Source organism: Tumidithrix elongata BACA0141 (genome assembly GCF_036349135.1).
Lineage (GTDB): Bacteria > Cyanobacteriota > Cyanobacteriia > Pseudanabaenales > Pseudanabaenaceae > Tumidithrix > Tumidithrix elongata.
Genome location: NZ_JAZBJZ010000025.1, coordinates 1 through 23,551, shown reverse-complemented (window position 1 = coordinate 23,551; position 23,551 = coordinate 1). Strand labels below are relative to the sequence as shown.

The 23,551-nt window shown below is 45.1% G+C and carries 28 protein-coding genes; 10 read left to right on the top strand and 18 right to left on the bottom strand.

The annotated features are described in order from the left end of the window. Nucleotides 1-9: 9 nt before the first annotated feature. The 4 genes from V2H45_RS08440 to V2H45_RS08425 form a co-directional block, all read right to left on the bottom strand. Nucleotides 10-690, bottom strand: coding sequence for a BON domain-containing protein (locus V2H45_RS08440; RefSeq protein ID WP_330483191.1), 681 nt, complete (start codon nt 688-690; stop codon nt 10-12). Between the two features lie 72 nt (nt 691-762). Continuing rightward, nucleotides 763-999 (bottom strand): hypothetical protein, encoded by a 237-nt coding sequence (locus V2H45_RS08435; RefSeq protein ID WP_330483190.1) that lies wholly within the window; start codon nt 997-999, stop codon nt 763-765. A gap of 81 nt (nt 1,000-1,080) precedes the next feature. Further along, the gene (locus V2H45_RS08430) at nt 1,081-1,635 is read right to left on the bottom strand and encodes an HdeD family acid-resistance protein (RefSeq protein ID WP_330483189.1); all 555 of its coding nucleotides are present in this window, start codon (nt 1,633-1,635) and stop codon (nt 1,081-1,083) included. Between the two features lie 82 nt (nt 1,636-1,717). Next, nucleotides 1,718-2,254, bottom strand: coding sequence for a hypothetical protein (locus V2H45_RS08425; protein ID WP_330483188.1), 537 nt, complete (start codon nt 2,252-2,254; stop codon nt 1,718-1,720). A gap of 353 nt (nt 2,255-2,607) precedes the next feature. On the opposite strand from V2H45_RS08425, the gene V2H45_RS08420 reads away from it, so the two are divergent. The 6 genes from V2H45_RS08420 (at nt 2,608) to dnaG (ending at nt 10,512) form a co-directional block, all read left to right on the top strand. After that, complete coding sequence (locus tag V2H45_RS08420) at nt 2,608-3,027, top strand: hypothetical protein (RefSeq protein WP_330483187.1); 420 nt, start codon at nt 2,608-2,610, stop codon at nt 3,025-3,027. Nucleotides 3,028-3,094: 67 nt separating this feature from the next. Then, entirely contained in the window at nt 3,095-3,733 is a 639-nt protein-coding gene (locus tag V2H45_RS08415; protein WP_330483186.1) for a histidine phosphatase family protein, read from the top strand. 336 nt (nt 3,734-4,069) lie between these two features. Next, entirely contained in the window at nt 4,070-6,757 is a 2,688-nt protein-coding gene (mgtA, locus tag V2H45_RS08410) for a magnesium-translocating P-type ATPase (RefSeq protein WP_330483185.1), read from the top strand. Nucleotides 6,758-6,799: 42 nt separating this feature from the next. Next, nucleotides 6,800-6,937: a hypothetical protein gene (locus V2H45_RS08405; RefSeq protein ID WP_330483184.1), complete on the top strand. Its 138-nt coding sequence runs from the start codon at nt 6,800-6,802 to the stop codon at nt 6,935-6,937. After that, on the top strand, nt 6,934-8,232 hold the full coding sequence (locus V2H45_RS08400) for an MFS transporter (RefSeq protein ID WP_330483183.1): 1,299 nt from the start codon (nt 6,934-6,936) through the stop codon (nt 8,230-8,232). Before V2H45_RS08405 ends, V2H45_RS08400 begins: the two co-directional genes overlap by 4 nt. 342 nt (nt 8,233-8,574) lie before the next feature. After that, nucleotides 8,575-10,512, top strand: coding sequence for a DNA primase (dnaG, locus tag V2H45_RS08395; RefSeq protein ID WP_330483182.1), 1,938 nt, complete (start codon nt 8,575-8,577; stop codon nt 10,510-10,512). Nucleotides 10,513-10,587: 75 nt separating this feature from the next. Here dnaG and V2H45_RS08390 read toward each other — a convergent pair whose 3' ends face one another. From V2H45_RS08390 to crcB, 5 genes are all read right to left on the bottom strand, one after another. Continuing rightward, nucleotides 10,588-11,166 (bottom strand): Uma2 family endonuclease, encoded by a 579-nt coding sequence (locus V2H45_RS08390; RefSeq protein WP_330483181.1) that lies wholly within the window; start codon nt 11,164-11,166, stop codon nt 10,588-10,590. 131 nt (nt 11,167-11,297) lie between these two features. Continuing rightward, complete coding sequence (locus V2H45_RS08385; protein WP_330483180.1) at nt 11,298-12,653, bottom strand: hypothetical protein; 1,356 nt, start codon at nt 12,651-12,653, stop codon at nt 11,298-11,300. A gap of 93 nt (nt 12,654-12,746) precedes the next feature. Beyond that, nucleotides 12,747-13,853, bottom strand: coding sequence for a HigA family addiction module antitoxin (locus V2H45_RS08380; RefSeq protein ID WP_330483179.1), 1,107 nt, complete (start codon nt 13,851-13,853; stop codon nt 12,747-12,749). Then, entirely contained in the window at nt 13,846-14,181 is a 336-nt protein-coding gene (locus V2H45_RS08375; RefSeq protein ID WP_330483178.1) for a type II toxin-antitoxin system RelE/ParE family toxin, read from the bottom strand. Before V2H45_RS08375 ends, V2H45_RS08380 begins: the two co-directional genes overlap by 8 nt. Before the next feature lie 174 nt (nt 14,182-14,355). Beyond that, entirely contained in the window at nt 14,356-14,727 is a 372-nt protein-coding gene (gene crcB / locus V2H45_RS08370) for a fluoride efflux transporter CrcB (RefSeq protein WP_330483177.1), read from the bottom strand. A gap of 66 nt (nt 14,728-14,793) precedes the next feature. On the opposite strand from crcB, the gene V2H45_RS08365 reads away from it, so the two are divergent. Further along, the gene (locus V2H45_RS08365) at nt 14,794-15,531 is read left to right on the top strand and encodes an NnrU family protein (protein ID WP_330483176.1); all 738 of its coding nucleotides are present in this window, start codon (nt 14,794-14,796) and stop codon (nt 15,529-15,531) included. A 28-nt stretch (nt 15,532-15,559) separates the two neighbouring features. Here the strand turns inward: V2H45_RS08365 and V2H45_RS08360 are convergent, their stop codons facing one another. Then, nucleotides 15,560-15,937: a DUF1818 family protein gene (locus tag V2H45_RS08360; protein WP_330483175.1), complete on the bottom strand. Its 378-nt coding sequence runs from the start codon at nt 15,935-15,937 to the stop codon at nt 15,560-15,562. Nucleotides 15,938-16,076: 139 nt separating this feature from the next. Next, nucleotides 16,077-16,304 carry a DNA-directed RNA polymerase subunit omega gene (locus V2H45_RS08355; RefSeq protein ID WP_330483174.1) on the bottom strand — a complete coding sequence of 76 codons (228 nt, stop codon included), beginning with the start codon at nt 16,302-16,304 and terminating at the stop codon, nt 16,077-16,079. Between the two features lie 268 nt (nt 16,305-16,572). On the opposite strand from V2H45_RS08355, the gene V2H45_RS08350 reads away from it, so the two are divergent. Together V2H45_RS08350 and V2H45_RS08345 are read left to right on the top strand one after the other, a co-directional pair. Continuing rightward, nucleotides 16,573-17,778: a phosphoglycerate kinase gene (locus V2H45_RS08350; RefSeq protein WP_330483173.1), complete on the top strand. Its 1,206-nt coding sequence runs from the start codon at nt 16,573-16,575 to the stop codon at nt 17,776-17,778. Nucleotides 17,779-17,947: 169 nt separating this feature from the next. Further along, nucleotides 17,948-18,931, top strand: coding sequence for a phosphate ABC transporter substrate-binding protein (locus V2H45_RS08345; RefSeq protein WP_330483172.1), 984 nt, complete (start codon nt 17,948-17,950; stop codon nt 18,929-18,931). A gap of 16 nt (nt 18,932-18,947) precedes the next feature. Here V2H45_RS08345 and V2H45_RS08340 read toward each other — a convergent pair whose 3' ends face one another. The 5 genes from V2H45_RS08340 to psbE form a co-directional block, all read right to left on the bottom strand. Continuing rightward, the gene (locus tag V2H45_RS08340) at nt 18,948-20,051 is read right to left on the bottom strand and encodes an ATP-dependent 6-phosphofructokinase (RefSeq protein WP_330483171.1); all 1,104 of its coding nucleotides are present in this window, start codon (nt 20,049-20,051) and stop codon (nt 18,948-18,950) included. Between the two features lie 322 nt (nt 20,052-20,373). Next, nucleotides 20,374-20,493, bottom strand: coding sequence for a photosystem II reaction center protein J (locus tag V2H45_RS08335; RefSeq protein ID WP_330483170.1), 120 nt, complete (start codon nt 20,491-20,493; stop codon nt 20,374-20,376). Between the two features lie 118 nt (nt 20,494-20,611). Beyond that, nucleotides 20,612-20,728: a photosystem II reaction center protein L gene (locus V2H45_RS08330; RefSeq protein WP_071590099.1), complete on the bottom strand. Its 117-nt coding sequence runs from the start codon at nt 20,726-20,728 to the stop codon at nt 20,612-20,614. Between the two features lie 42 nt (nt 20,729-20,770). Further along, entirely contained in the window at nt 20,771-20,899 is a 129-nt protein-coding gene (gene psbF / locus V2H45_RS08325; protein WP_330483169.1) for a cytochrome b559 subunit beta, read from the bottom strand. 51 nt (nt 20,900-20,950) lie between these two features. Further along, on the bottom strand, nt 20,951-21,196 hold the full coding sequence (psbE, locus tag V2H45_RS08320; RefSeq protein ID WP_330483168.1) for a cytochrome b559 subunit alpha: 246 nt from the start codon (nt 21,194-21,196) through the stop codon (nt 20,951-20,953). 94 nt (nt 21,197-21,290) lie between these two features. Between psbE and V2H45_RS08315 the strand changes: the two genes are divergently transcribed. Next, a complete protein-coding gene (locus tag V2H45_RS08315; protein ID WP_330483167.1) occupies nt 21,291-22,547 on the top strand; it encodes a GNAT family N-acetyltransferase in 1,257 nt (418 codons plus the stop codon). A gap of 11 nt (nt 22,548-22,558) precedes the next feature. Here V2H45_RS08315 and V2H45_RS08310 read toward each other — a convergent pair whose 3' ends face one another. Both V2H45_RS08310 and V2H45_RS08305 read right to left on the bottom strand, forming a co-directional pair. Continuing rightward, nucleotides 22,559-22,891 carry a hypothetical protein gene (locus V2H45_RS08310; RefSeq protein ID WP_330483166.1) on the bottom strand — a complete coding sequence of 111 codons (333 nt, stop codon included), beginning with the start codon at nt 22,889-22,891 and terminating at the stop codon, nt 22,559-22,561. Beyond that, nucleotides 22,839-23,537: a M48 family metalloprotease gene (locus V2H45_RS08305; protein ID WP_330483221.1), complete on the bottom strand. Its 699-nt coding sequence runs from the start codon at nt 23,535-23,537 to the stop codon at nt 22,839-22,841. Before V2H45_RS08305 ends, V2H45_RS08310 begins: the two co-directional genes overlap by 53 nt. Between the last annotated feature and the right edge of the window lie 14 nt (nt 23,538-23,551).

The following is a 23,551-nucleotide window of genomic DNA, read 5'->3' as shown; positions in this document are numbered from 1 at the left end:
AATATTGATCTAATCCTCGAGACTAATCCACTTCACGGAGAGCTGATCGTCTACTGAGAATACCCCAGGTGCAGCCCAAGCAGCTCGTTCGGCTTCCTCCATCTCGGTATAGTTCCGCACTTTGCCACGAAGTGTCACCTTGCTTCCGAGTACCTCCACTTGGATGTTTCTAGCATCCAAAATGGCACTTCGTTTAAAAGCTGATTTAATATCAGCTTCGATTTCTGTTTTTGTCAGTTTGGGGTTGATTGAGATCAGATTAGAGACCCCTTTGACACCAGACAGGTGGTGCAAGAAGTGCCCAGCGGCTTCTTTTAGATACTGCCACTCTACTTCGCCATCTAGTGTGATCCAGCCGTCGCGAACCGTTACCTTAACAGTTCCTCTTGGAATAGTGGTAAACCAGTCGATGTGATGGGCAGCAGCAGCAGCAATGTCGCCATCTGTGCGTTGCAGAGATTCTGGTAGCTTGACTTCGATGTCGTCTGCGATCGCCCTTACTCCAGCAACTCGTTTAGCCGCACGTACAGCTTCCCATTTCTCGCCAGAGCTGGTTGCATAGCCATTGAGTGTCACAACCCCGTCTTTTACTAAAACGCCGATGTCTGTAACTTTCACGCTGGGATCGTATTTGAGTTCGGAAAGCACATCAGTCTTGAGGACGGAGTCAGTTTTCTCTATGGTAATCATTATTTATTTCTCCTATGTTTTATGTATAGCGATCGAAGGATAGGTTGAGATATTCAAAATCAGAGATTATCCTTACAGAGCTAGGCTCCTCAAATCAGCAGTCCCGATCTTTGCTTGACTGCTACAATCTGTTACAAGAATCATCATGACATTCTGTTGTTTGAAATCATGTTTGATTAAGCGTATGGATTGGCTGGATCGCATGAATATCCAATAAATCTTTACAAGAAAGATTTCCGATCGCTCCCGTTCGATAATGGCAACTGTTCCCATGTCGATGCTTTCCACAATCAGCACGGCAAGAGCCATGCCAGTGTTGAGCTTATGGGTACAATATTTTCGAGTAAGTTTCTTGACCCGAAATTGCGCTATGAGGGTAGCTCTAAATCTCTAATGTAAAACATTTCGCTCTCCTGAATAGAGAGTGAACATCCAAATTCCATCAAACAAGAGATTGATTCCAATTAACGTCCCAATCAGCCAAGCGGCACTCACTGGTGAAGTGGACCATACGAAAATCCCGAAAATAATGCCAATCATTCCGCTCACAAGCATCCATCCCCAGTTCGATGAAATCCAACGCATTTGAAATGCGATTGACACTTGAATGATGCCTTGCATAAAAATGGTAAAACCTAACACTAATGTGAAAGCGAGGACTCCTTCGAGCGGATTTATAATCACGAGAATTCCTGCTAAGAGATACAAGAAACCTAGAATCATTTTCCAGACGACTTGTCCCTCTTCTCTCGATTGAAGGACAAAAGCGATTTGTGCAATTCCCGCGAAGATGAATATCCAACCAAATAGTAAGGTTGATGCAATGGTGACAAAGAAGGGAAATGCGATCGCAATCATACCCAGCACGATCGTAAGAATAGCGATCGGAGCTAACCACCTAGAACTAACAACTTGCTCATCAATTTCAGTCTCAATAACTTTCATGTGGTTCTCTTTATGAATAACTACATACATTTCGGCAAACTACTCGCCAACTACGATCAGTTCGCGAATTAAACGCTCTACATCAAAGCACTTTATAGATACCCCAGTCTTGAACGCCTTGGGTTTTTAAAATTGCTTCGGCACAATCGATCTCGTCATCTGTTCCCTCTATCACAACTAAATATTTGCCTTGAAGTAAGCTATCGGTGTAAACGCTGGACTGCTTGGGAGACATACTGTTACCAAACGCGCCTCCAAGCAAACTACCGCCGACTGCCCCATAGAAACTGCCAACCGCCATTCCCAGAAGCGCAGCTCCTCTAGCACCTGCGAATACAATTGTTCCCACACCAGGCAGGATAACGCTTGCCAATCCGAGGAGTAATCCACTGGCAGCGCCTAATATTCCACCACTCAACGCGCCTATTTCCAACTGCTCAATCGTTTGATGTCGAGAGAATTCACTTTCAGATATTGCCACATCATCAGGCGCTACAGTCTGCGCGACCAATGTGATCTTGTTTAAGGGAATTCCAGCCTCTTTAAGGCGATCGAGGGTAGACTCTGCGACATGTCGATCGGACAATACACCCACAGCACTTTTATGTTCTAGATCCATCTTTTTCTCACTGTATGTATTGAAGTCTCGATCTAATGGAATCGCGAGCATCAAAAGCAAACTAAACTTTATTCACATAATTACTATGACAAGCGATTGTTCTATTCCATGAATGAATAGATTGAATACGATACAAAACGTAACTGGCTGTTAGTTTTTTGGGAAGCCTTGCGATCGGAGATACAGGATTTTGAATGTACGATACTGATTTGAGAATTGCTATAAGCATTGTAAAGTTTAAATGCATTTCGATGAAACTCATGCAATTCAACCACTCCCATCAACACGATTTCAAACATCTCTGGGTCACAATATTGAAGTAGGATTCCACACACTAAGCTAGGAAAAGAATGATGAGTGAAAAGATTGACAGCTTTGCCAATATCTTTCGAGGTAAATTAAACGATATCGACGATCGCTTGTCCTCCGTTAAGGCAACCATAGAATCTGCCGCTGAGGAAACCCAATCAACGATTGAATCCAAACTGAATGAGGTTAAAGCCAAGCTAGAGAAGAAGAAAGACGAATTCGCGACCTACAGAACAAAACTTGCTGAGCTAGCTGCAGAAAAGCAAGCTGAGGTCAAATCAAAGGTTGAAGAATGGAAAACGAAACAGGAATTTGAAGAACTCAACCGTCGTGCCGATCGCGCCGAACACTACGCCGCTAGTGGAATTATCGTTGCTATGGCAACCATCGATGAGGCAGAAGAGGCAATTTTAGAAGCGATCGCTGCCCGATTAGACGCAGATAACGCCGTGAAGGTTAAGTAAGCCCATACATTCACCCGTTCTGAATTGGGCTAAACTCAACAAGTAAGCTAAATTCAACGAGAATGAGATGAGTCTAACTCTGTATTTTCTACGCCATGGAGAGACGACTTACAGCCAGACTGGGGGCTATTGCGGTACGCTCGATCCAGACTTGACGGCTGAGGGGCATCGTATGGCAGAGGCGTTTGCAGCGACCTATCAGGCGATCGCTTGGACTGCGATCTACGTCAGTCCGATGAAGCGAACCATTGCCACAGCTAAACCCCTCTGTGACGCAGTAGGGCTAGAGATGCAACTGCGCGACGGACTCATGGAGCTTCACTATGGTGAGTGGGAAGGCAAAACCCCAGAGTACGTTAAGGCAAACCATCTCGATGACTACATCAAGTGGTTAACTGAACCAGCTTGGAATCCCCCTACGGGTGGCGAGACCGCAGTAGAAGTAGCCAGCCGAGCTACTCCTGTGATTAGCAAAATTGAGTCGGAGCATTCTGAGGGAAATGTGTTGGTGGTTTCCCACAAGGGAACCATTCGGATTCTCCTATGCAGTCTGTTGGGAATCGATCTGGGACGTTATCGCGATCGCATCGATATGCCTGCCGCCTCTGTAAGTGTAGTTAAGTTTGATACCCACGGGCCCTTGCTACAACGCCTCGGCGATCGCGCTTACCTTCCTGACGACTTACGCAAGCGATCGGGAACTTAGAACATTGAATCCATGCTGACCGCACGATCGGTTTTGGTTAAATAGCAGGTCATGGAAAAGAGCTTCTCACTGTTGAAGATCGTCTAGCAGTTTCAATAAGATTCATCTCGAAATTCATCAATTTATGCGACAAGTCAAATAGCGATCGCAACCACACTAGCACATTAAACCCAATCGCCCTAAGGCTTTTATCGGTTCTCAAGATTTTTATTATTTTTGATGACAATTTATATCGTAATCAATCAATTCATCCAGTAAATCAAACAGCGATCGCTCAGAGTACGCGAAATAGGAAGGTTATCGAGTTCAATTTGACCAACCAAAGGAAATGATTTTATGACGCGATTAGGCAAAGCTACCGATGCACTCAAAAAGCCTAAAACAGGATCTAGCTCAGATGTGGAGTCATCCACATCACTGCTCAAAATGGCGAACTGTGATGTGGATGGAGTTTTACACTTATTCGATACTTCGCTAAAGGGGCTGAGCGATCGTGAAGCCAAGCGGCGGCTAGAGAAATATGGACTGAATGAAATCGCTCGCGAAAAACCGATCGCATGGTATATCCAACTACTGAAAACAGTAACGAATCCCCTGTCGCTGTTACTCATCGTTCTCGGGGTGATTTCACTGTTGACAGGGAGTACGACTGCCGCTGCAATTATTTTTATTATGGTGATTTTTGGGGGATTGCTGCGCTTTTCCCAAGAATTTCAATCGAACAAAGCTGCCGAAAAATTACGGGAAATGGTGAGTTCGACGGCTACGGTGAGTCGCCAAGATACCGTACAAAATATGGCTCTAAAATCCGATACGAAAGAAGTAAAGGGGGCAACCGCAGGCAAAGAAATTGCAGTGAAGTTGCTTGTGCCTGGGGATATTATTTTTCTGTCAGCAGGAGATATGATTCCAGCGGATGTCAGGCTGATTGCGGCAAAGGATTTATTCCTCAGCCAATCTACCCTCACTGGAGAGTCTCTACCCGCCGAAAAGCATGTAGAACTCCCCGACGACAAGGAGAAAAATCCCTTAGAGCTAGCGAATCTCTGTTTTATGGGTACGGCAGTGGTGAGTGGTTCTGGAACAGCCGTTGTCGCAGAAACTGGTACGCATACCTACTTGGCATCTCTGGCTAAAACCGTCAGTGGACGCAAACCCCGCACCAGCTTTGACAAAGGGGTGAATGGCGTCACCATGCTGTTGTTACGCTTTATGCTGATCATGGCTCCCCTCGTCTTTTTAATCAATGGAATCGTTAAAGGCAATTGGGTCGAAGCCTTTACATTCTCTTTATCTGTGGCGGTGGGACTAGCTCCTGAAATGTTACCTGTGATTGTCACGGCTAATTTGGCGAAGGGAGCGATCGCGATGTCTGACAAAAAGGTAATTGTCAAAAATATTGATGCGATTCAAGATTTTGGCTCTATGAATATTCTCTGTACGGACAAAACAGGGACGCTGACCCAAGACAAAATCGTCTTGCAGCGGCACTTAGACCCCTACGGTCAAGAGAGTGCCGATGTACTCAAATATGCCTATCTCAATAGCTTCTATCAGACAGGTTTAAAAAACTTGCTGGATATCGCTGTTCTCGAACACGATCGCGAACTCGAATCTTTAGAAATTGAGAAAAACTACCAGAAATTTGACGAGATTCCCTTTGACTTTGTGCGCCGCCGCATGTCTGTCGTGATCGAAGAAATGGGAAAACAGCATGTGCTAATTTGCAAAGGTGCAGTGGAAGAAATCCTAAAAGTTTGCACCCAACTCAAAGTCAATGACGAGGTTGTAGCGATGGATGAATCAGCCCGTAAAAAGGTAGCTGACTTACAACAAGCCCTCAACGCCGATGGATTGCGGGTAATTGCCGTTGCCTACAAAGTGATGCCAAAGGATCAATCCCATTACGCGATCGCTGACGAAAGCGATCTGATTCTATTGGGGAACATTGCCTTTCTCGATCCGCCCAAAGATTCTGCGGCGGAGGCAATTAAAGCCCTGAAGTGTTCTGGTGTCGATGTCAAAATTTTAACAGGCGATAATGAAGTGATTACTCGAAAAATCTGTAAAGATGTGGGTCTGCCCGTCCACCATGTTTTATTAGGCAGTGAGATCGAAGCTTTATCCGACGATCGACTAGCCGAAGTTGCAGCCACCACAACGATTTTTGCGAAGTTCTCTCCCACCCAAAAAGCCAAAGTAATTCAGGTGCTGCGAAAGAAAGGCACGATTGTGGGATATATGGGAGATGGAATCAATGATGCGGCAGCTTTGCGGGAAGCCGATGTGGGTATTTCCGTGGATACAGCAGTCGATATTGCTAAAGAGTCAGCAGATATCATTCTATTAGAAAAAAATCTGTTAGTCCTAAGCTCTGGAGTGGTTGAAGGTCGGAAGACCTTTGCGAATATCATCAAATACATCAGAATGGGTACGAGTTCTAACTTTGGTAATATGTTTAGTGTCTTGGGTGCGAGTGCGCTCTTGCCATTTTTACCGATGCAGCCCGTGCAGATATTGATCAATAATCTTCTCTACGACTTTTCGCAAACGGGGATTCCCTTTGATGATGTGGATCGAGAAGAATTGGTAAAGCCACCAAAGTGGAAAATTGATAATATCCAGCGATTTATGATATTCATCGGTCCAATTAGCTCCATCTTTGACTATGCCACCTATGCCCTGATGTGGTTTGTGTTTGGGGCAACTTCTAGGGAGCATCAAGCCTTGTTCCAAACGGGGTGGTTTGTGGAAAGCCTGATGACGCAAACGCTGATCGTCCATGTCATTCGTACAGCTAAAGTTCCTTTTTTCCAAAGTCGGGCTTCTTTCCCGACCCTCGCGATTACCGCTACAGTGATGGGTGTAGGTATGTATTTACCCTTTTCTCCCCTCGCCACCAGTTTAGGGTTTGTTCCCTTACCAGCCGTTTATTTTCTCTGGTTGGCTTTAATCCTCACCTGCTATTGCGTCTTAACTCAATTTGTCAAAACTTGGTTCATCAAGAAATATAGCTATACCTAAAGTTATCCAAACGCAAAATCAGCTAAAGAGGGGCTATTACCTTTGACTTATATTGCCTTAGATGCTTTTGAAGTTGGTGTAAATGGAGCAGCGATCGCGTTGTGGATGGCTTTCCTTTGGGCAATTGGTTTAGGGCTGCTATCCCTAGCTTGCTGGCAACTGTCAAAGGCGAGCCAATGATTGAGGAATCTTTTGATAATTCTGCTCTAAGTATCTCTTTGGCTGAAGGCATCAAACCAAGAGTCTCCATGCGCAATAGCCTTCGATCTTCCACGATCGATGGAGGTCTGGCGGCAGTCTTTAACAGCGTGACTGGTGGCGTTTTACTCAACAAATTTCTACTAGATCTTGGCGCTAATCCAGTAGAGATAGGCATGTTGGCTTCTGTACCGATGCTGGCAAATCTTTTGCAACCCCTAGGAGCCCTACTATCCAATCGCACCCATAGCCGTTGTTTCTATGGGCTGTGGATATTTTTACCTGCGCGATTATTGTGGTTGCTGCTGCTTTTAGGCATTATTTTTGACGCCGATCGCCCTAGGCAACTGGTGTACTTAACCCTAGCGCTAATATTTAGCTCCAATATTCTAGGGGCATTGGGCAGTGCTTCATGGATGACTTGGCTTGCTGCTCTAGTACCCGCACAATTGCGGGGGCGCTACTATAGCGTTCGCTATCTTGTGAGTAATTTGGCTAGTCTGCTCTGCTTACCGATCGCGAGTTTGGTGGTGTCGGAATGGAAAGAGGGAGAGATTGCAGGTTATGGCATCGTTTTGGGTGTTGGCATTGTGGCAGGGATAGTGAGCTTGGGCTGCCAACAATTTATGGTGGATATCAATCCGCAGGAATGCCAACAGGAGAACCCTTCCCTATACAAGGATCTATCCGCTCTTTTTGGCGATCGCAACCTCGCGATCTTTCTGCTTTATGCTGCCCTATGGGGATTTGCCCTCAATCTCAGCGCTCCGTTTTTTAATCTCTATATGCTGGATGATTTGGGCTTAGAGGTAACTTGGGTCACTTTGTTTAATACCCTCTACATTGGCGCAAATATGGTGATGCTATTGGTCTGGGGACGGCTGAGCGATCGCTTAGGCAACCTTCCCCTGTTGTTATGTGCGGGAATCGCGATCGCAGCAATGCCTCTATTCTGGCTGCTCACCAATACCGCGCCCTTACAGGCACATTTATTTATCTATCTGGCTTTGTTCCATATCGTTTGGGGAGGAACTTGGAGCGCGATCGATCTCTGTAGCAATAATATCCAGATCGATATTGCACCGATGCCGTATCGGGCAACTTTTTTTGCAATCGCTGCGGCGATCGCAGGAGTTAGCGGCGCTTTAGGCACAACCGTTGGTAGTTTCCTCGCTCAGTTTGCACACTACGAAGGATTATGGGGCGTGTTCTTCCTGTCTGCGATCGCGCGGGCGATCGCGCTTATCCCGCTATTATTTGTGAAGGAGACAAGATAGCCAAAAGACGAATTCTCCCCACCCTTGTTTACCTGTGAATGTTCCGAAATAGACGCAGAAAATTCCGCAAACCTATCCAAATATTCTCCATCATTCCTTCTCTATGGCATATCAATGGGAGGTGCGGCGATTCTCAGAGCAGTAGCGATTGAAAATTTGTAGCGTAGGTATCTTGCCTGCAAGAACTGGAAACATTCACAAACAATTAAGGGGCGTAACACATCGAAGTCATTGTTAGCAAATCCGTAATAAACAACCAAATTTACGATCGCTAAGCAAAGAGTTTTGCCATAATATATAAGCTCTTGTAGTTTAGGGCTTCAAACTAAGCCTTTATGCTCAATGACAGACCTCCGACTTCACCCTGATACGAAAGAGCAGGTCAGACAGAAGGTTGACATCGTCGATGTCATTTCTGAGCATATTGTGCTACGCAAAAGTGGCGTAAATTTTCGCGGGGCTTGCCCGTTTCACAATGGCAGTAACCCCACAGCCTTAACCGTTAACCCCGTCAAACAGATCTATCACTGCTTTAACTGCGGCGCGAGTGGTGATGCCTTTAAGTTCTTGATGGACATCGGCAAAAGGTCGTTTCAAGATGTGGTGTTGGATCTCGCCAAACGGCATGGCGTGGCAGTTCGTACCCTAGAGCCCGAAAAAGCCCAAGAATTACAACGGCAACTTTCCCATCGCGATCAGATTTATGAAGCCATGGGTTTGGCAACTAGCTTTTATCAACATGCTCTGTTTTCCAGTCAGGGACGGGAAGCCCATGACTATCTCATCCAAAAGCGGCAACTGACTAAAGAGACGATTCAGACCTTTCAACTGGGGTATGCCCCCGCAGGTTGGGATACACTCTATGGCTATTTGGTTCAGCAAAAACGCTTGCCGCCCGCTTTGGTCGAGCAAGCAGGTTTGATCGTGCCCCGCAAAGGGGGCGGCGGCTATTACGATCGCTTCCGCGATCGCTTGATGATTCCGATTCATGACACCAGAGGCAGAGCGATCGCCTTTGGAGGACGTTCCCTTGGAGACGAACAGCCTAAATATCTAAATTCGCCTGAAACGGAACTATTCAGCAAAGGTTCCATTCTCTATGCGATGGACAAGGCAAGAGATGCGATTAGCAAAACCGATCGCGCCGTGGTGGTAGAAGGGTATTTTGATGCGATCGCACTGCACCAAGCGGGAATTCAGCAAGCCGTTGCCACGATGGGCGTGGCTCTGAGCGGCGATCAGATGCGCCAGCTATTGCGCTATACAGAATCGAAGCACATCATTCTCAACTTTGATGCGGACAAGGCAGGAATTACGGCGGCGGAAAAAGCGATCGCTGGGTTTAAAGATTTAGTTTTTAATGGAACGGTGCAACTTCGCATTCTCACAATGCCTGATGGTAAGGATGCCGATGAGTATCTCAAACAGCATGATGCCAATGCCTATCAAGAACTCTTAACCAATGCACCGCTTTTCATCGACTGGCAAATCGAACAGATTCTGGCTGGGCAGAATCTCAATCAAGCTGACCAGTTCCAAAAATGCAGTCAGGCGATTACCCAACTACTAACAAATCTACCCGACACCTTCATCCGCACCCATTACATTCACACCTGCGCTCAGCGACTGGCTCAAGGGAACTCATACCTTGCCCTGCGCTTAGAACAAGACCTGCGCCGACAATTGCGCTATTCCCGTTGGTATGGCAATAAACCACAAACCCCGACTACGCCCACCTCGGCATTACATGTGGCAGAAACCCAACTCCTGCAAATCTATCTCCACTTCCCCCAACATCGCGCCTTCGTTTATGAGATCTTGGAAACAGAAGACATTAGCTTTAGTATGTCGAATCACCGCCATCTCTGGCAGATGATCCTAGATATGCTGGAAGAAGAGACAACTTCCCTCGAACCTGTGGAACCCTTTCCCGATCATCTCGTGCAGCAATTGCAAACTGCCTGTGCGGAAATTCCTGAGATGGCAAAACAATTGCATCACCTCCTGTGGCTCGATGAGAACTCACGGGTGGCATTACTGCGTCCGACCATGGTGGTTAAGGCAGCGATCGCTAAGATTCAACTCGTAATGGGTGAAAAACGCTATCGCCACTGGCGCGATCTATGGGAAAAAACCGATCTCAAAGCCAATCCAGAACTCGGTCATTACTATCAAACCAAAATTCAATCAGAACGAAACAGTATTTTAGAACTTCAGAAACAAATTGAAGTTACTTTTGCCGACCTCACCGATACCTTAGGCTTGATCGTTGAGTTTTAAGACTTTAAAACTACTGTAACTATCGATTCGTTAGGTATTAGCGCGATCGCTTGAGACTGAGAGACATACAAATTTTTACTTTTTAGTGGGAAAGGTCAATAAGTCAAACAAGTCAGCCACAGATAACTGCCAATTGTGAAAAACATCTAGGACAGGCAAAATATCATCGTCTTTATGGCTATTAAAGCGATCACCCTGAAATGTCAAAACTGTTTTTTCATTCGGTGCAATCAACCAGCCTAGCTTTGTCCCATGTTTTAGCGCAAAACTGATTTTATCAATCACAAGAATTGACGATTGCTCAGGTGACAGGATTTCGATCATCCAATCAGGAGCAAGTTCGATCTTATCGAGAATCTCACCATCGGCATCGAGTGGAATATTCGCCCATTCAAACACACAAATATCGGGTACAAGCGATCGCTCTGCAAAAGTACAACGCAACACAGGAAATGCAAAAGCAAGTTGTTCAGATTCCCCACGTTGATTGATGATGGTGGTAAATCGCCCTTGCAATGTACTATGTTTTCCTTGGGGCATAGGTTTTTGATAGATTTGTCCATCGATCAATTCGCTAGCAGGTTTTGTCTCTGGAATCTCCAAAAACTCTTCTAGAGAGAGCGTATTTGTCTTAGGTTGAACTGCGATCGTCATAATTATGCTCCCTTTTACATTGCTTAAGACTAAAATAAATTCGATTGGATTTGCCTCAAATGGGCGATCATCGTTCTTTCCTAGTTTTCATATTGCTTGGATATGGATTTATCTGTAATTGAAAGATTGTTTTACGACCTACTGCCTATAATTTGAGGATCGAATCTTTCCAAAATTTCGTGGTAGCAACTGCGATAGTATTCTTGCAGACGCGCTATGCAATCTGAAACATGCTCTCGAAGTGCCTGTACATTTTCTACATTCATTGGGCTGAGAAGTTGTTCAGCAAAACGACAACTAGCAGCTTGTGACAAATAGCTGGGAGGTCGATTCAAATATATAACGCTCCAAGGATGCCAATTCCCAAAAGCCAATTGTGCATGAGGAATAGTTAGATATAAGAAGAAGTCTGCTTCCATGAAAGATTGAGCAGGAACAATCTTTGCGAGAGAACTTTCGGTATGACGCTTGTTAAGAACATCAGCATGAAGCGATATTCTATTGAGTTTTTCTCTGTCATTGATTGTATTAAATGTTGCAACATGTCTACTAGCATAGGTGAATAGCACTGATGTAGATTTAATTCGGTAAACATTTGAAATATACAACTCCGTGCTGAGCAGTTCGGCAATTAATGCCCAACGCTTATTTGCAAGAAAAGCAGAAAAGAATGACACAAATAACTCATGTCCCAGAAAGCGGTAAAAGTCAAATTCTGTCTTTTGTATTTCCCCAAAGTAATCACTTGGATATTCATAGAGTTCCAGAATTGGAACAAATCCTTCATAGACTGCCTTAGCAATCTCAATATTATTGGTGGCGGCTATAGCTTTTGCAAACGTTGAGAATTCGGATGCAAGAACTTGTGTTGGATCGTCTGCCTGTGTTAAGAGCAAATCTAGACGATCTTCTTTGTACTCAGGGAACAGGCGAATGAGTTCTTCCACAAGCCACGATAAATATTTTCGAGCTAGCACTGGAGCATTGGGTTGTGAGTCTTCAATAGCTGTTATAGCTTGTTCAACAATAGATGGAGGGGCAGGCGTTGATTCAACTACAGTCATTTCAACCCTTAAGATTTCGCGAAGTGCTGCACCTAATTTGCCTTCAAGTACTCTACGCATATCAGCTTTGCTCTCAAAATTGACAGGTAATGTGTAGGAGGTAATGCGTCGCATCCGCAAGTCGAATGGCAGGCTCTCAATTTCTCCAAAGGCTGTATTCATTACTAGAACTATTCTTTCCCACCCTAATACGCCCACAGCAAAGCCAAGCTCCACTAGAACATTTGGGTTTGGTGTTAGTCTACCATCCTTGCCATTGTTGATGATTGAAACGTCACAGACAAAAACCTGACACTCTCTTATTTTATTAAAGATGGTATTTGCAATATCAGGGGAACCAGCTACACCTTGTGTATCCCGATCGATAACGGGCTCAACGAGGATGGAATCATCTTTGTGGATTTCTTTTGCAACTCTTTCCAAAGCAGCCTCTATAAATCCTCGGTTAGTCGAGTTGGGACAGTCAGACTGCCAAGAATAGAAAACCTTACACTCCATAATTTCTCCTGCAGTTCTTTATACAAAGTCATCCCAATCTATCTTTCGCCTCAAATTATTACCTCGGTTATAGGCTAAAACCCCATCATGATGCAACCTGCCCACAACGATCGCAGGGGCAATCCCAAGTTCTGTAGCAAAAAGTGAGATCTCCCGATCGTCTAATTTCCCATTTTCTAGAAACTGCTGCAATGGTTGCTTCGGAATTAGCAGATTTGCCGCAAACTCGTCTGCACCCTTTTCCATTGCATCATTTGGGTCGTAGTCCTTTTTCTCGTCTGTTTCAATAAAAACATCACGTTTTCTTTCTTGAAGTACATGTCCAGATTCATGAAAGAAAGTAAACCAGAAGCGATCGTCACGTTTATAGCGAAAACTGAGTTGTATCAGTGCTTTAGTTGGTGTTAACCAACGTGTTACCCCACTAGCCCTAACACCTTTTAGAGAAGGGACTAAAACAACTACCACACCCGCTGCTGCACATAGTTGTTTAACTTTAGAGATTGCCTCCTTGGGATTTTCCACCGTAAGACTGCGAATCTCCTCTAAGGCTCGTTTAAACTTTTCTGCATCATAGGGAGCACACTCGATCTTTTGAGCATCGAGTTCGCCCTTTCTTAGCCAAGCATTTGTTGCGATGCGATCGCTCTCAAAAGCAACAGATTTCCGAAAAGCCAACGCTTTCGTTCCCCAATAGACATCACACTGTTCGGGTGAAACCACACCAAAAAAATTCAAAACAATTTGTAACTGTTCAACTTTCTCCTTAGACTTTTCAATCCAGCCAAGTTTTATCATTTCCTTGACAGGAACCTTCTCCAGCCAAGCGATCTGTACTTGTAAGCGTGCTTGCTCTTGCTGACGCGCCAAAAATTCTCGATATTTCTGCTCGCGGCTATTCCAGAAACTTGCAGAAATACCTAAGACTCGTTCTAGCTGTAAAGCTGTGTCTGTTGTAATGGCTGCTTTGCCATTAATAATTTCGCTAATAGTTTTTTTGGGTCGCCCTGTGCGATCTGCCAAGTCAGCTTGGCTCATGCCTCTTTCTTCAAGCACCTCAAGTAATGTTTCGCCGGGGGGAGAAACATAATCTGGCAAATATTGATTGTGAACTTTGCTACTCATGGGTGTTATCTACTCCAATAATCCGCACTGCGGTTACTTGCGTCCAATCTATTCCCCCATCCAGTTTTTTGGGGATTGGATCGTTTGCAGGTTCAAAGATAAGTCGATATGGGCCATCGAGATCCAGCGACAACTGACCAGCGCGATCGCCTCGCAACTCATGACATCGCCCTGGCAAATCGCGCATAGTTACAAGCGAAACAGCACCAGAGAGGTCATCCAATCGTCGTCGAATTCGACTAGCTCTATCTAATCCATGTTCTTTGATCAGTAACTTTTGATTGTTACAGGATTTTGCAAACTTCTTATCTTGGAAGAATATGTCCATTATAGCAGGACTTGTATAATTTTATTAACCTTAAAGGTTAACATATTTTTTTCGATTAGTTGCGGATGCAGAAGATTTTATCCTGTATATAGTGCTTAATTGAAACAAAAGTTGATATTTAGCACTATATCTGAGAGCTTAAACGATGACAATTCGTGTTGGGTTGGGACAGGGCTAAGTATTTCTGGCGATAAAAATCCCCAAAAAAGTGGCAAATAGGCAGAGCATGACGCTTAGAGAAACATAGAGAAATAGGGTAAGGTAGTCACCACTTTCAAAAAGTGAATTGTTCTCATAGGCAAAAGAAGAGAAGGTGGTAAATCCTCCACAAAAACCTGTGGCAAGCAGCAAACTCAAAGCTGGACTTAAGCGATATTTTGCCACAAGGGCATAAACTACACCAATGAGAAAACACCCCAAAATATTCACAAAAAAAGTCCCCAATGGGAATGTAAGTTCAAATTGGCGACTAATCGTTTTACTAAGCAAAAATCGCGAAACACTCCCAAATCCTCCTCCCAAGAAAACGATGAATATCTGGCGCATGATGTTTGTCGGGTAAATCGTTGTTAAAATTGCAGTGAAATCATTCTCTCTTGCAAACTTTAATCCATGCCTGCCATTAGTTCCACGATTCCTTTAGTTTTTCCAGAATTTCAGACCCATGCCACGATGGTAGGACTGATTGCAATTTTTGCGATCGCGCACAGTGGTCTAGCAGCTTTACGGATGCGGGGCGAAAAATTGATTGGGGCTAGAGCATATCGGGTGATTTTTGCACTGGTTAGCCTACCCCTCGCATCAATCCTGTTGATCTATTTCTTTAATCATCGCTATGACGGCATACAGCTCTGGCAAGTGCAAGCTGTACCGGGCATCAACCCTCTGGTTTTGGTCGTATCCGCAATTTCTTTTTTGTTTCTCTATCCCTCCACATTCAATCTACTGGAAGTAGCTGCGATCGCAAAGCCACAGGTTCATCTACATGAAACGGGAATTATTCGCATCACCCGCCATCCACAGATGGTTGGTCAAATTATTTGGTGTGTTGCCCATACACTCTGGATTGGGAGCAGCTTTATGGTAGTAACTTCCCTTGCGCTGATCTTGCATCATCTTTTTGGTGTGTGGCATGGCGATCGCCGTTTGCTGGAACGCTATGGCGATGCTTTTGAGGAGCTGAAACAGCGAACTTCTGTATTTCCATTTCTGGCGATCGTGCAAGGACGCCAAACCTTTGAATGGAAAGAATTCATCCGTCCTGCCTATATCGGTGTAATTATTGCCGTAGTTCTATTTCGCTGGTTGCACCCGATCGCAATTAATGCCTTCGCCAACATCCCTTGGTAGTCGTCTAAAAGTTCAGGTGGGATAAACTTCAGGTGGGATTTAGATCGGCAGTAAGATTTTTAATTGCTGCAATCAATTCGGGTACGGAGGATGCCGCCCAATCTAGTTCGGCCCTGCGTCCGACTTGAAGTTGGGCGTGCAGGCTAAACTCCTGTGGGTAACCCGTTACCTCTACGCGAATCATTTCGGTAGCAGCCGTACAGGTGAGCTTCTCGCGATCGCTTAGCTCTGTTTCCATGTGTGTCATCGTATCTGCAAGCTGCAAACTCAGCCGACAAAAATCGCGCAGTTCCTGACCTGTAAGCTCGATCGCCCAGCGATCGCCACCCACCAAACCTTCAAAAACCTCTGCCTCAGATTGCCAACCGAGTCGCCAGCCCGCACCACTTGCCATGCGTTTTGGCATTCGTTTGAATCTATAAATCTAGTCGCTATACATTTAATCGCTAAGACTTAATCGCTAAGTCTTAGGGAGCGATCGCTTTTAAAAAGGGTACTTCCAGATTCTCCCCCTTAATTCAAGGGGGGCTGGGGGGGATCTAAACCTAATCGCTCAAAATTTCTGGTTGGGTCATTTCATCAGACATCTCAATAATGGCTCTGAGAATTGGTTTCATGGCGTGATCGTCGTAATCGTCAATTTCTTCGTAACGTCTGAGCTTGGCACGATTGGCGACCTGCACCGTAATACGGTAGCGATTAGAAGCTTTACCCACCAAATCTTCTACACGACGAGTAATCTGAGCTGAGTCAACAATGTAGCGTTTTGCCATAACGAGTTTGTCTGTCTAAGTTCTGGTTTATGAGTTTGAGTCGATTTTGCCTTGTGCGCCCTTAAACAAATATTCAGTTAAAAAGCAACAGTCAGCCTGTCTAGTTTACCTTGATTCTCCAGTTGTATTGCTTAGAATTATAGGTCATCAGTATTTATACCTAAAGACTTATCAAAATATCTGCCAAGCTGTAAATATTGATACTAGTTATTCGGTAAGATTGTTAAGACAGTCTAAAAAATATTTAACATAACGTAAGGATTTTTCTATGGCGAAGCAAACTTTAGCGTCTTTAAACTCTGCTGACTTAGCTGGAAAGAAAGTGTTGGTCAGAGTGGACTTTAACGTACCTCAAGATAAAGTAACTGGAGCAATTACCGACGACACCCGCATTCGCGCTGCATTGCCCACCATTAACTATTTGACTGAAGCTGGAGCCATAGTAATTCTCACTAGTCACCTCGGCAGACCTAAAGGTGTGACTGAAAATTTAAGACTCAATCCGATCGCCGTACGTCTGTCAGAGCTTCTCGGTAAGCCCGTAGCCAAGACCGATGATTGTATTGGCGATGCCGTAGCCGCAACCGTCGCGGGTCTGAGCAATGGTGATGTTGTCTTGCTTGAGAACGTGCGCTTTTATCCTGAAGAAGAAAAGAACGATCCTGAATTTGCCCGTAAGTTAGCATCCGTTGCTGACATGTATGTTAACGATGCCTTTGGCGCTGCCCACCGCGCCCATGCTTCCACAGAAGGCGTTACCAAATATCTCAGCCCCTCCGTCGCTGGTTTCTTGCTCGACAAAGAGTTGCAGTACTTGAGCGGTGCAATTGATACGCCCCAACGTCCTCTAGCAGCGATCGTCGGTGGTTCTAAGGTTTCTAGCAAAATTGGTGTGATTGAAGCTTTACTCGGTAAAGTAGACAAGCTTTTGATCGGTGGTGGCATGATCTTTACCTTCTATAAAGCCAGAGGCCTTGCCGTAGGTAAGTCCTTGGTCGAAGAAGACAAGCTCGAATTGGCAAAATCTCTCGAAGAAATCGCCAAGCAAAAAGGCGTACAACTGCTTTTGCCTACCGATGTTGTCGTAGCTGATAACTTTGCCCCTGATGCCAACTCTCAAACCGTCAGCATTAACAATATTCCCGATGGTTGGATGGGCTTAGATATTGGACCTGACTCGCTCAAGGTATTCCAAGAGGCATTGGCTGATTGCAAGACCGTCATTTGGAATGGTCCTATGGGTGTATTTGAGTTTGATAAATTTGCCGCAGGTACAGACGGAATTGCCCACACGCTTGCTGGTCTAACGGGTTCAGGCACAATCACGATCATCGGCGGTGGTGACTCCGTAGCAGCCGTTGAGAAAGTTGGCGTAGCCGACAAAATGAGCCATATTTCTACAGGTGGTGGCGCCAGTCTCGAACTGCTAGAAGGCAAGGTACTTCCTGGCATCGCTGCTTTAAATGATGCCTAGTTTGCCGTCGGTATCTAGATCCATAGCGAAATAAATAACGAATCGGGGGGATTGGGATGGAAGTCTCAGTCCCCTCTCTGTTTCAGCTATCATAAGCACCATTCACGCATAACTACCGCAGATAAAGCAAACATAACTATTTACCGATCGCTGATAGGAGCAATGACGAATGTCTCAAGGGAAAGAAACGGCAGTCCTAATTTTGAGTCTGTTAGTTACAGGTGGATTAGCAGCAGGGGGGTACTGGTATTTCCAGAAGGAGAGCAAAAATTCCGTACAAACAACCTCAACTGAGACGGCTAGTCCAACTTCATCGCCAACCTCTTCAGCCACACAAGCCCCTCCGAGTCCTGTTTCTGTAGCTTCCCTAGATACCTCTCAACCAAACCCTGCGATCTTGGGTATTGACGGCAGTACCGCCATGGTTTCCTTAGTCAAAGAATTGCGTACTGCCTACGCTCAGGTTAATCCCAATATTCCCTCTACTTTTGGTGTGCCTGATGGTAGCCCGGGCGGATCGAGCAAGGGCATTCAAAATTTAATGAATGGTTCTGTGGCGATCGCTGCGACTTCGCGTCCGCTCAAGGTAAACGAGGCACAGGCAGGGGTGCAACTTTTTCCGATCGCTAAAGATGCGGTTGCGATCGTTGTGGGGGCAAATAATTCGTTTAAAGGTAGCTTAACCTTTGACCAAGTCCGAGACATTTATACAGGTAAAATCACCAACTGGTCTCAGGTAGGGGGAGCCAATATACCGATTAAGGCAATCAATCGTGCGTCTGCTAGCGGAACCAGAGACCTATTTCAAGATGTCGTGTTAAAAGGTCAACCCTTTGCGCCCGATAGTGCCAACTTTATTACTTGGCCGCAGGACGAAACCACAGCCATCTTACGCGCAATTGGAGATAACGGCATCAGCTATGCCACCGTGTCTCAAGTTGAGAAGCAAGAAATTGTGCGAATTGTATCGATTGATGGGGCAGCACCGACAGATGTTGCCGCCATCAAAGCAGGTAAATACCCAATCACGCGCAATCTGTTTTTGGCAGTCAAAAAACAGACTAGCCCTGCGGTCAAACAGTTTATCGATCTAGCCCTATCCCCACAGGGACAACAAATTGTGCAGAAATTGGGGTTTATTCCCTTGCAGTGAATTGATGCATGGCATCTTAGCTAGCAGCCGTCACGCGATCGATTTCGCCGACATAGGTTCCCAGACCGATCGCAGTTTTAATTAAACCGCCATCGGTCTCAACGGCACGATATTGGGAGATCGCTTCCATGATTGGCACCGCCACGATGTGACGGTTTTGCCATGCCACCATATGATCAAATTTCTCTTGGGCAATCAGATCGACAGCACTGACCCCAAAGGCTGCACCTAGAACGCGATCCAATGCCGAAGGCTTACTGCCACGCTGGACGTGACCGAGAGTTGTGACGCGAGTTTCAATACCCGTGCTGGTGCTGATCTGGTCGCCCAAATACTGAGCAATCCCGCCATACAGAGACTGACCCAAACTATTGGTGTACTTGACCGCTTCACCTGTTTCAGTTTTGACGGCTTCGGCGACGACCATCGTACTAAAGTTGATGCCCCGATCGCGTCGTTCGCTTAAGGTCTTACAGATTTTTTCCATGCTATAGGGAATCTCAGGAATGAGAATCACATGCGCACCACCAGCAATCCCAGCACTCACAGCAATATGCCCCGCATCGCGTCCCATCACTTCTAAAATCATGACGCGGCTGTGACTGATCGCCGTGTAGGTGAGTCGATCTAAGGCTTCAACCGCAACATCGACAGCCGTGTTGAACCCTACGGAATATTCGGTAGCACCAAGATCGTTATCAATGGTTTTGGGCACGGCAACGAGATTTAAATTACCCTTTTGGGCAAGTTTGCGTAAAATTGCCAGACTGCCATCGCCACCTACCACAATTAGGGCATCTAGCCCCAGTTGCTTGTAACCTTCAATTACTTCATCGGAGCGATCGACAAGACTGCCATCGGGCATGGGAAAAGCGAAGGGATTCCCTTTATTGATCGTGCCCAGAATAGTGCCGCCATATCTCAGAATGCCAGAAACCTTTTTAATATCAAGGAGTTCGGCATCAACGGGGCGATTCATCAATCCTTGGGTCGAATCTTTAATTCCATAGATCTCTATGTCATAGTCTCGGGCTCGCCGCACAACGGCTCTAGTCACCGCGTTTAAGCCACCACAATCACCGCCACTGGTGAGAATACCAACACGCTTGGGTTTACTCATGCAATACCTTACTTAACTCACAATGTATGAACTTAGCTTTATCTAGCCTTTGAACTAGAAAATTGCAGGTTGTCTCAAGGATCGCTCAGGCAATGCAAACAAGTAGCATCAATAAACACAAATCCGAGAATGCGGAAATGGGCGCAAAAAGATAAGCACCACAGGAACTTATGATTCCTCGGTGCTTATCCCAAATAATTTCTAATAATTTAATGATTGCTTTTTGAAAACTTGAGTTTCTCAGTCTAACGATCTAAATTAGTCGCCTAATTCGATCTTCAGCTTAATGGAGAAAACTCAACAAGCTAGGTTGGCTGTTTGGTTACAGAGAAGAACCAAGACCGATATAAGAGCCATAGAAAAACAAACCGACTACAACAAGCACACCAGTTCCAGCAACTGTTGCTACCAACCATAAAGGAATACGCCCACCTTCTGTCATCGTTTACACCTCTATAAAATAAGTTTTATCTGAATTTTGATTCAAATCGGCGATCTAAGTTTCAATTTGAGTTTTGGCTTGAAGTTTGTAAAGCTATCAACATAACCAGTACGAGCAACTAGTTAAAGAAATAGCTCGAAAACAACAAAACAGTAACAAAAATAAGCAGCAAACCCAAAAAGAGCGATGTACGGTTTAGCTCTACAGGTTGGCTATTAGGATTTTTGGGAGCCATGAATAATAAGACCTCTAAATTCTCTGGGTTAATCAGTAGTGTCTAACGAGAAATGAACTGCATAGCAGTGATTGCGCCAATGAAGAATACAGTGGGTACGCCGAGGGCATGGATTGCCAACCAACGCACTGTAAATACTGGATATTGAACGGGTTGATTTGAGTTAGTCATAACAGCAGTTTAAATAATGAATCTTGGTTTTAGGGGGTGATTTCCTAACTATTATTTAGCCGCCGCAGGGATTTCTTGGCTGGCATCGTAGCGATCGCGAAGCACTGGTGCTGTTTGGCGATCGGGGGTGTAGTACTCATTGGGTCTAGGTGTACCAAACACGTCATAGGCAAGACCTGTTTGCACAAATAGCCAACCTGCTAAAAACAAAGCGGGAATCGTCAAGCTATGAATTAGCCAATAACGAATACTTGTAATAATGTCTGAGAATGGACGTTCTCCAGTCGTTCCTGCCATAACAGTCCTCTATAGGTTTATATCTAAAATCGTGATGCTTAAATAATAATTTACTATTGTACCAAGTTAGAAATACCAACTTAGAAATACCAACATGGAAATCAGGAAGATCGACCTCGCCGAACGAGACGAGATTCTTCGTGGCGATCGATATGCCTATAGCCAGTGGTTTCATCAAGAATTTAAAGTCTCTCAATTGGGGACAATTAATCCTGACGACGTATTTGTTGCCGCGATCGCGGGCAAAATAGCTGCCGCCCTGCAAAATTTCCGCTTTCGACAATCGGTACGAGGGATTGTCAAACCGATGGGAGGTATTGGAGGGGTATGGACATATCCAGAATATCGCAATCAAGGCTGTGTTAAAAATTTAATCAAAGCGGCTTTTATAGAGATGAAAACCAAGGGGATCTGCGTCAGTATGTTACAGCCCTTTAAAGAAAGCTTTTACGCTGCCTTTGGCTATGTGACCGCTAACGCAAATTTAGAGCTAAAAGTCCCAATTCAAGCCTTGCGCCATTATCTCAGCCAAAATTCATTATCCCCCGCGTCATCAGAGCCGATCGATCGCTGGCAATGGGAGCGCCAACCTGCTAGCGATCTAAAAGATCCGATTTTAGCGTTTATATCGTCTTTGCCGCCCCAGCAACATCATGGTTTAGCAATACCAGGTCTGACCTACGAACAATGGTGTCTGTGGTACAGACATAAGATCTGTGTTTCTGTGAAACATAACGGCGAAACCTTGGCGATCGCCCTCTACAGCATCGACAGCCGCACAGCCAAGGAAGGTGGCACGAGGTGCATCGATATCTATGCCATGTTTTGGAAGAATCTAGAAGCCCGCGATCGCCTCATGGCTTTTTTTGCCAACCATCGCGATCAGATCGACTACGTTACAATGTCGGTTCCAGCAAATAGCCATTTTCATACTCTATTCAGGGATGCCCCACATCCCATCGAAGCGATCGTTTCTCATCAGCCTTGGATGGTAAGAGTTATAGATGTCAGTGAGGCTTTAAGGGATTTGCCCGCACCTGCGATTGGAGAAGTTGCGATCGCTGTATCCGATCCGCTTTGTGCATGGAATCAAGGCGTCTTTATATTGCGGAGCCAAGAAGGTAAGTTAAGCGTGACTAGAAGCGACAATTCCCAACCCGATCTTGAGGCAACGATTGAGGGGATCTCGTCACTGGTCTATGGCACATTGCCCCTAGAGGAACTGCTTTACAAACAATGCCTCAAGCTTCCGAATCCTGAAAGTAATTCCATTGATACTTCTAATGAACTATCCAAAGTTCTATTACAATGGTTTCCTGTTGTTCCTATCTTCAATCCGTTTAAGTTTTAGTTTTTGAACTTTTAGAATGCCAAGCGAAAGACTCGTGCCACTGAGCTAGCCTCTTTCATTTCGAGAATTAAATCTTGATTGCCATTGTCGATCCAGCGATGTTTGAGAACTTGCAAACTTGCTTCTAGTTCTTCGCCTGTTGCCACTGTAAATGATTTCCCCTTTTTAAGGGTTAACAGTGATTTGAGTGGATCGCCAGTGCTATTTAAAACCCGAACTAAACTCGAACCAAACGTAAAAGCCCGATCGCTATTGTTTTTTATGCGTAATGCGATCGTCAATGACAAGCAATCATCTGCAACAACAGCACCATCTAAACTGACCGCAACCCGATCTCGTTCCATTCTGGCGGAGAGGGGAACTTTCCCCGACTGACAGCCTGAAGAGGGTAGCAACAGAAGGATTACCCGAGTTAGGAACGAGTGGTTCTTTATCTAGTGGTACGATCTGAGGGTTAGTTTCAGAAAGCTGTTCGCCAACCAAGCGCTTTTGCATTTCTCTAAAGCTAGACACTCCTTCAAATCCATAACGATTGAAGTTATTTCGATTGATAAATTCTTCTAGATTGGCAAGGCGATCCTCAGATAGAGGATGGGAGCTTAAATAGCTGAGCTTCCCTTCATTGGCTTGAATTGCCTTTAATAAGCGCATCACAGTCCATATGCCATCGGCGGAGTAGCCTCCAGAAGCGATCGCTCGCGTGCCCAAAATATCGGCTTGCTTTTCTTCAGTGGGGGTGTTTTCAGCTACCTGACTATCAAAGATAAGTCCGACTCCAAACACGTTGCCTACAGCCCCTACACTCAATCGATCGACCATTTTACTATAACCATGGGAAAGCACGGCATGAGCGACCTCATGGCCTAACAAACCCGCGAATTCGGCTTCGGTTCCGATCGCATTTAAGATACCAGTAGAAAGAAAGATTTTGCCTCCTGGGAAACTATAGGCATTAGACTTGTTTGGAAATAATAGATAATAACAAAACAGTTAGAAGGCGAGAT

What these genes read in the sequence shown, in the direction of transcription:
- V2H45_RS08440 (WP_330483191.1), bottom strand. Translation starts at nt 690, where the DNA reads ATGATTACCATAGAGAAAACTGACTCCGTCCTCAAGACTGATGTGCTT.
- V2H45_RS08335 (WP_330483170.1), bottom strand. Translation starts at nt 20,493, where the DNA reads ATGACAGAAGGTGGGCGTATTCCTTTATGGTTGGTAGCAACAGTTGCT.
- psbF (WP_330483169.1), bottom strand. Translation starts at nt 20,899, where the DNA reads ATGACTAACTCAAATCAACCCGTTCAATATCCAGTATTTACAGTGCGT.
- V2H45_RS08425 (WP_330483188.1), bottom strand. Translation starts at nt 2,254, where the DNA reads ATGGATCTAGAACATAAAAGTGCTGTGGGTGTATTGTCCGATCGACAT.
- V2H45_RS08345 (WP_330483172.1), top strand. Translation starts at nt 17,948, where the DNA reads ATGTCTCAAGGGAAAGAAACGGCAGTCCTAATTTTGAGTCTGTTAGTT.
- psbE (WP_330483168.1), bottom strand. Translation starts at nt 21,196, where the DNA reads ATGGCAGGAACGACTGGAGAACGTCCATTCTCAGACATTATTACAAGT.
- V2H45_RS08430 (WP_330483189.1), bottom strand. Translation starts at nt 1,635, where the DNA reads ATGAAAGTTATTGAGACTGAAATTGATGAGCAAGTTGTTAGTTCTAGG.
- V2H45_RS08375 (WP_330483178.1), bottom strand. Translation starts at nt 14,181, where the DNA reads ATGGACATATTCTTCCAAGATAAGAAGTTTGCAAAATCCTGTAACAAT.
- crcB (WP_330483177.1), bottom strand. Translation starts at nt 14,727, where the DNA reads ATGCGCCAGATATTCATCGTTTTCTTGGGAGGAGGATTTGGGAGTGTT.
- V2H45_RS08390 (WP_330483181.1), bottom strand. Translation starts at nt 11,166, where the DNA reads ATGACGATCGCAGTTCAACCTAAGACAAATACGCTCTCTCTAGAAGAG.
- V2H45_RS08350 (WP_330483173.1), top strand. Translation starts at nt 16,573, where the DNA reads ATGGCGAAGCAAACTTTAGCGTCTTTAAACTCTGCTGACTTAGCTGGA.
- V2H45_RS08415 (WP_330483186.1), top strand. Translation starts at nt 3,095, where the DNA reads ATGAGTCTAACTCTGTATTTTCTACGCCATGGAGAGACGACTTACAGC.
- dnaG (WP_330483182.1), top strand. Translation starts at nt 8,575, where the DNA reads ATGACAGACCTCCGACTTCACCCTGATACGAAAGAGCAGGTCAGACAG.
- V2H45_RS08400 (WP_330483183.1), top strand. Translation starts at nt 6,934, where the DNA reads ATGATTGAGGAATCTTTTGATAATTCTGCTCTAAGTATCTCTTTGGCT.
- V2H45_RS08435 (WP_330483190.1), bottom strand. Translation starts at nt 999, where the DNA reads ATGGCTCTTGCCGTGCTGATTGTGGAAAGCATCGACATGGGAACAGTT.
- V2H45_RS08330 (WP_071590099.1), bottom strand. Translation starts at nt 20,728, where the DNA reads ATGGCTCCCAAAAATCCTAATAGCCAACCTGTAGAGCTAAACCGTACA.
- V2H45_RS08365 (WP_330483176.1), top strand. Translation starts at nt 14,794, where the DNA reads ATGCCTGCCATTAGTTCCACGATTCCTTTAGTTTTTCCAGAATTTCAG.
- V2H45_RS08380 (WP_330483179.1), bottom strand. Translation starts at nt 13,853, where the DNA reads ATGAGTAGCAAAGTTCACAATCAATATTTGCCAGATTATGTTTCTCCC.
- V2H45_RS08420 (WP_330483187.1), top strand. Translation starts at nt 2,608, where the DNA reads ATGAGTGAAAAGATTGACAGCTTTGCCAATATCTTTCGAGGTAAATTA.
- V2H45_RS08310 (WP_330483166.1), bottom strand. Translation starts at nt 22,891, where the DNA reads ATGGAACGAGATCGGGTTGCGGTCAGTTTAGATGGTGCTGTTGTTGCA.
- V2H45_RS08340 (WP_330483171.1), bottom strand. Translation starts at nt 20,051, where the DNA reads ATGAGTAAACCCAAGCGTGTTGGTATTCTCACCAGTGGCGGTGATTGT.
- V2H45_RS08315 (WP_330483167.1), top strand. Translation starts at nt 21,291, where the DNA reads ATGGAAATCAGGAAGATCGACCTCGCCGAACGAGACGAGATTCTTCGT.
- V2H45_RS08360 (WP_330483175.1), bottom strand. Translation starts at nt 15,937, where the DNA reads ATGCCAAAACGCATGGCAAGTGGTGCGGGCTGGCGACTCGGTTGGCAA.
- V2H45_RS08355 (WP_330483174.1), bottom strand. Translation starts at nt 16,304, where the DNA reads ATGGCAAAACGCTACATTGTTGACTCAGCTCAGATTACTCGTCGTGTA.
- mgtA (WP_330483185.1), top strand. Translation starts at nt 4,070, where the DNA reads ATGACGCGATTAGGCAAAGCTACCGATGCACTCAAAAAGCCTAAAACA.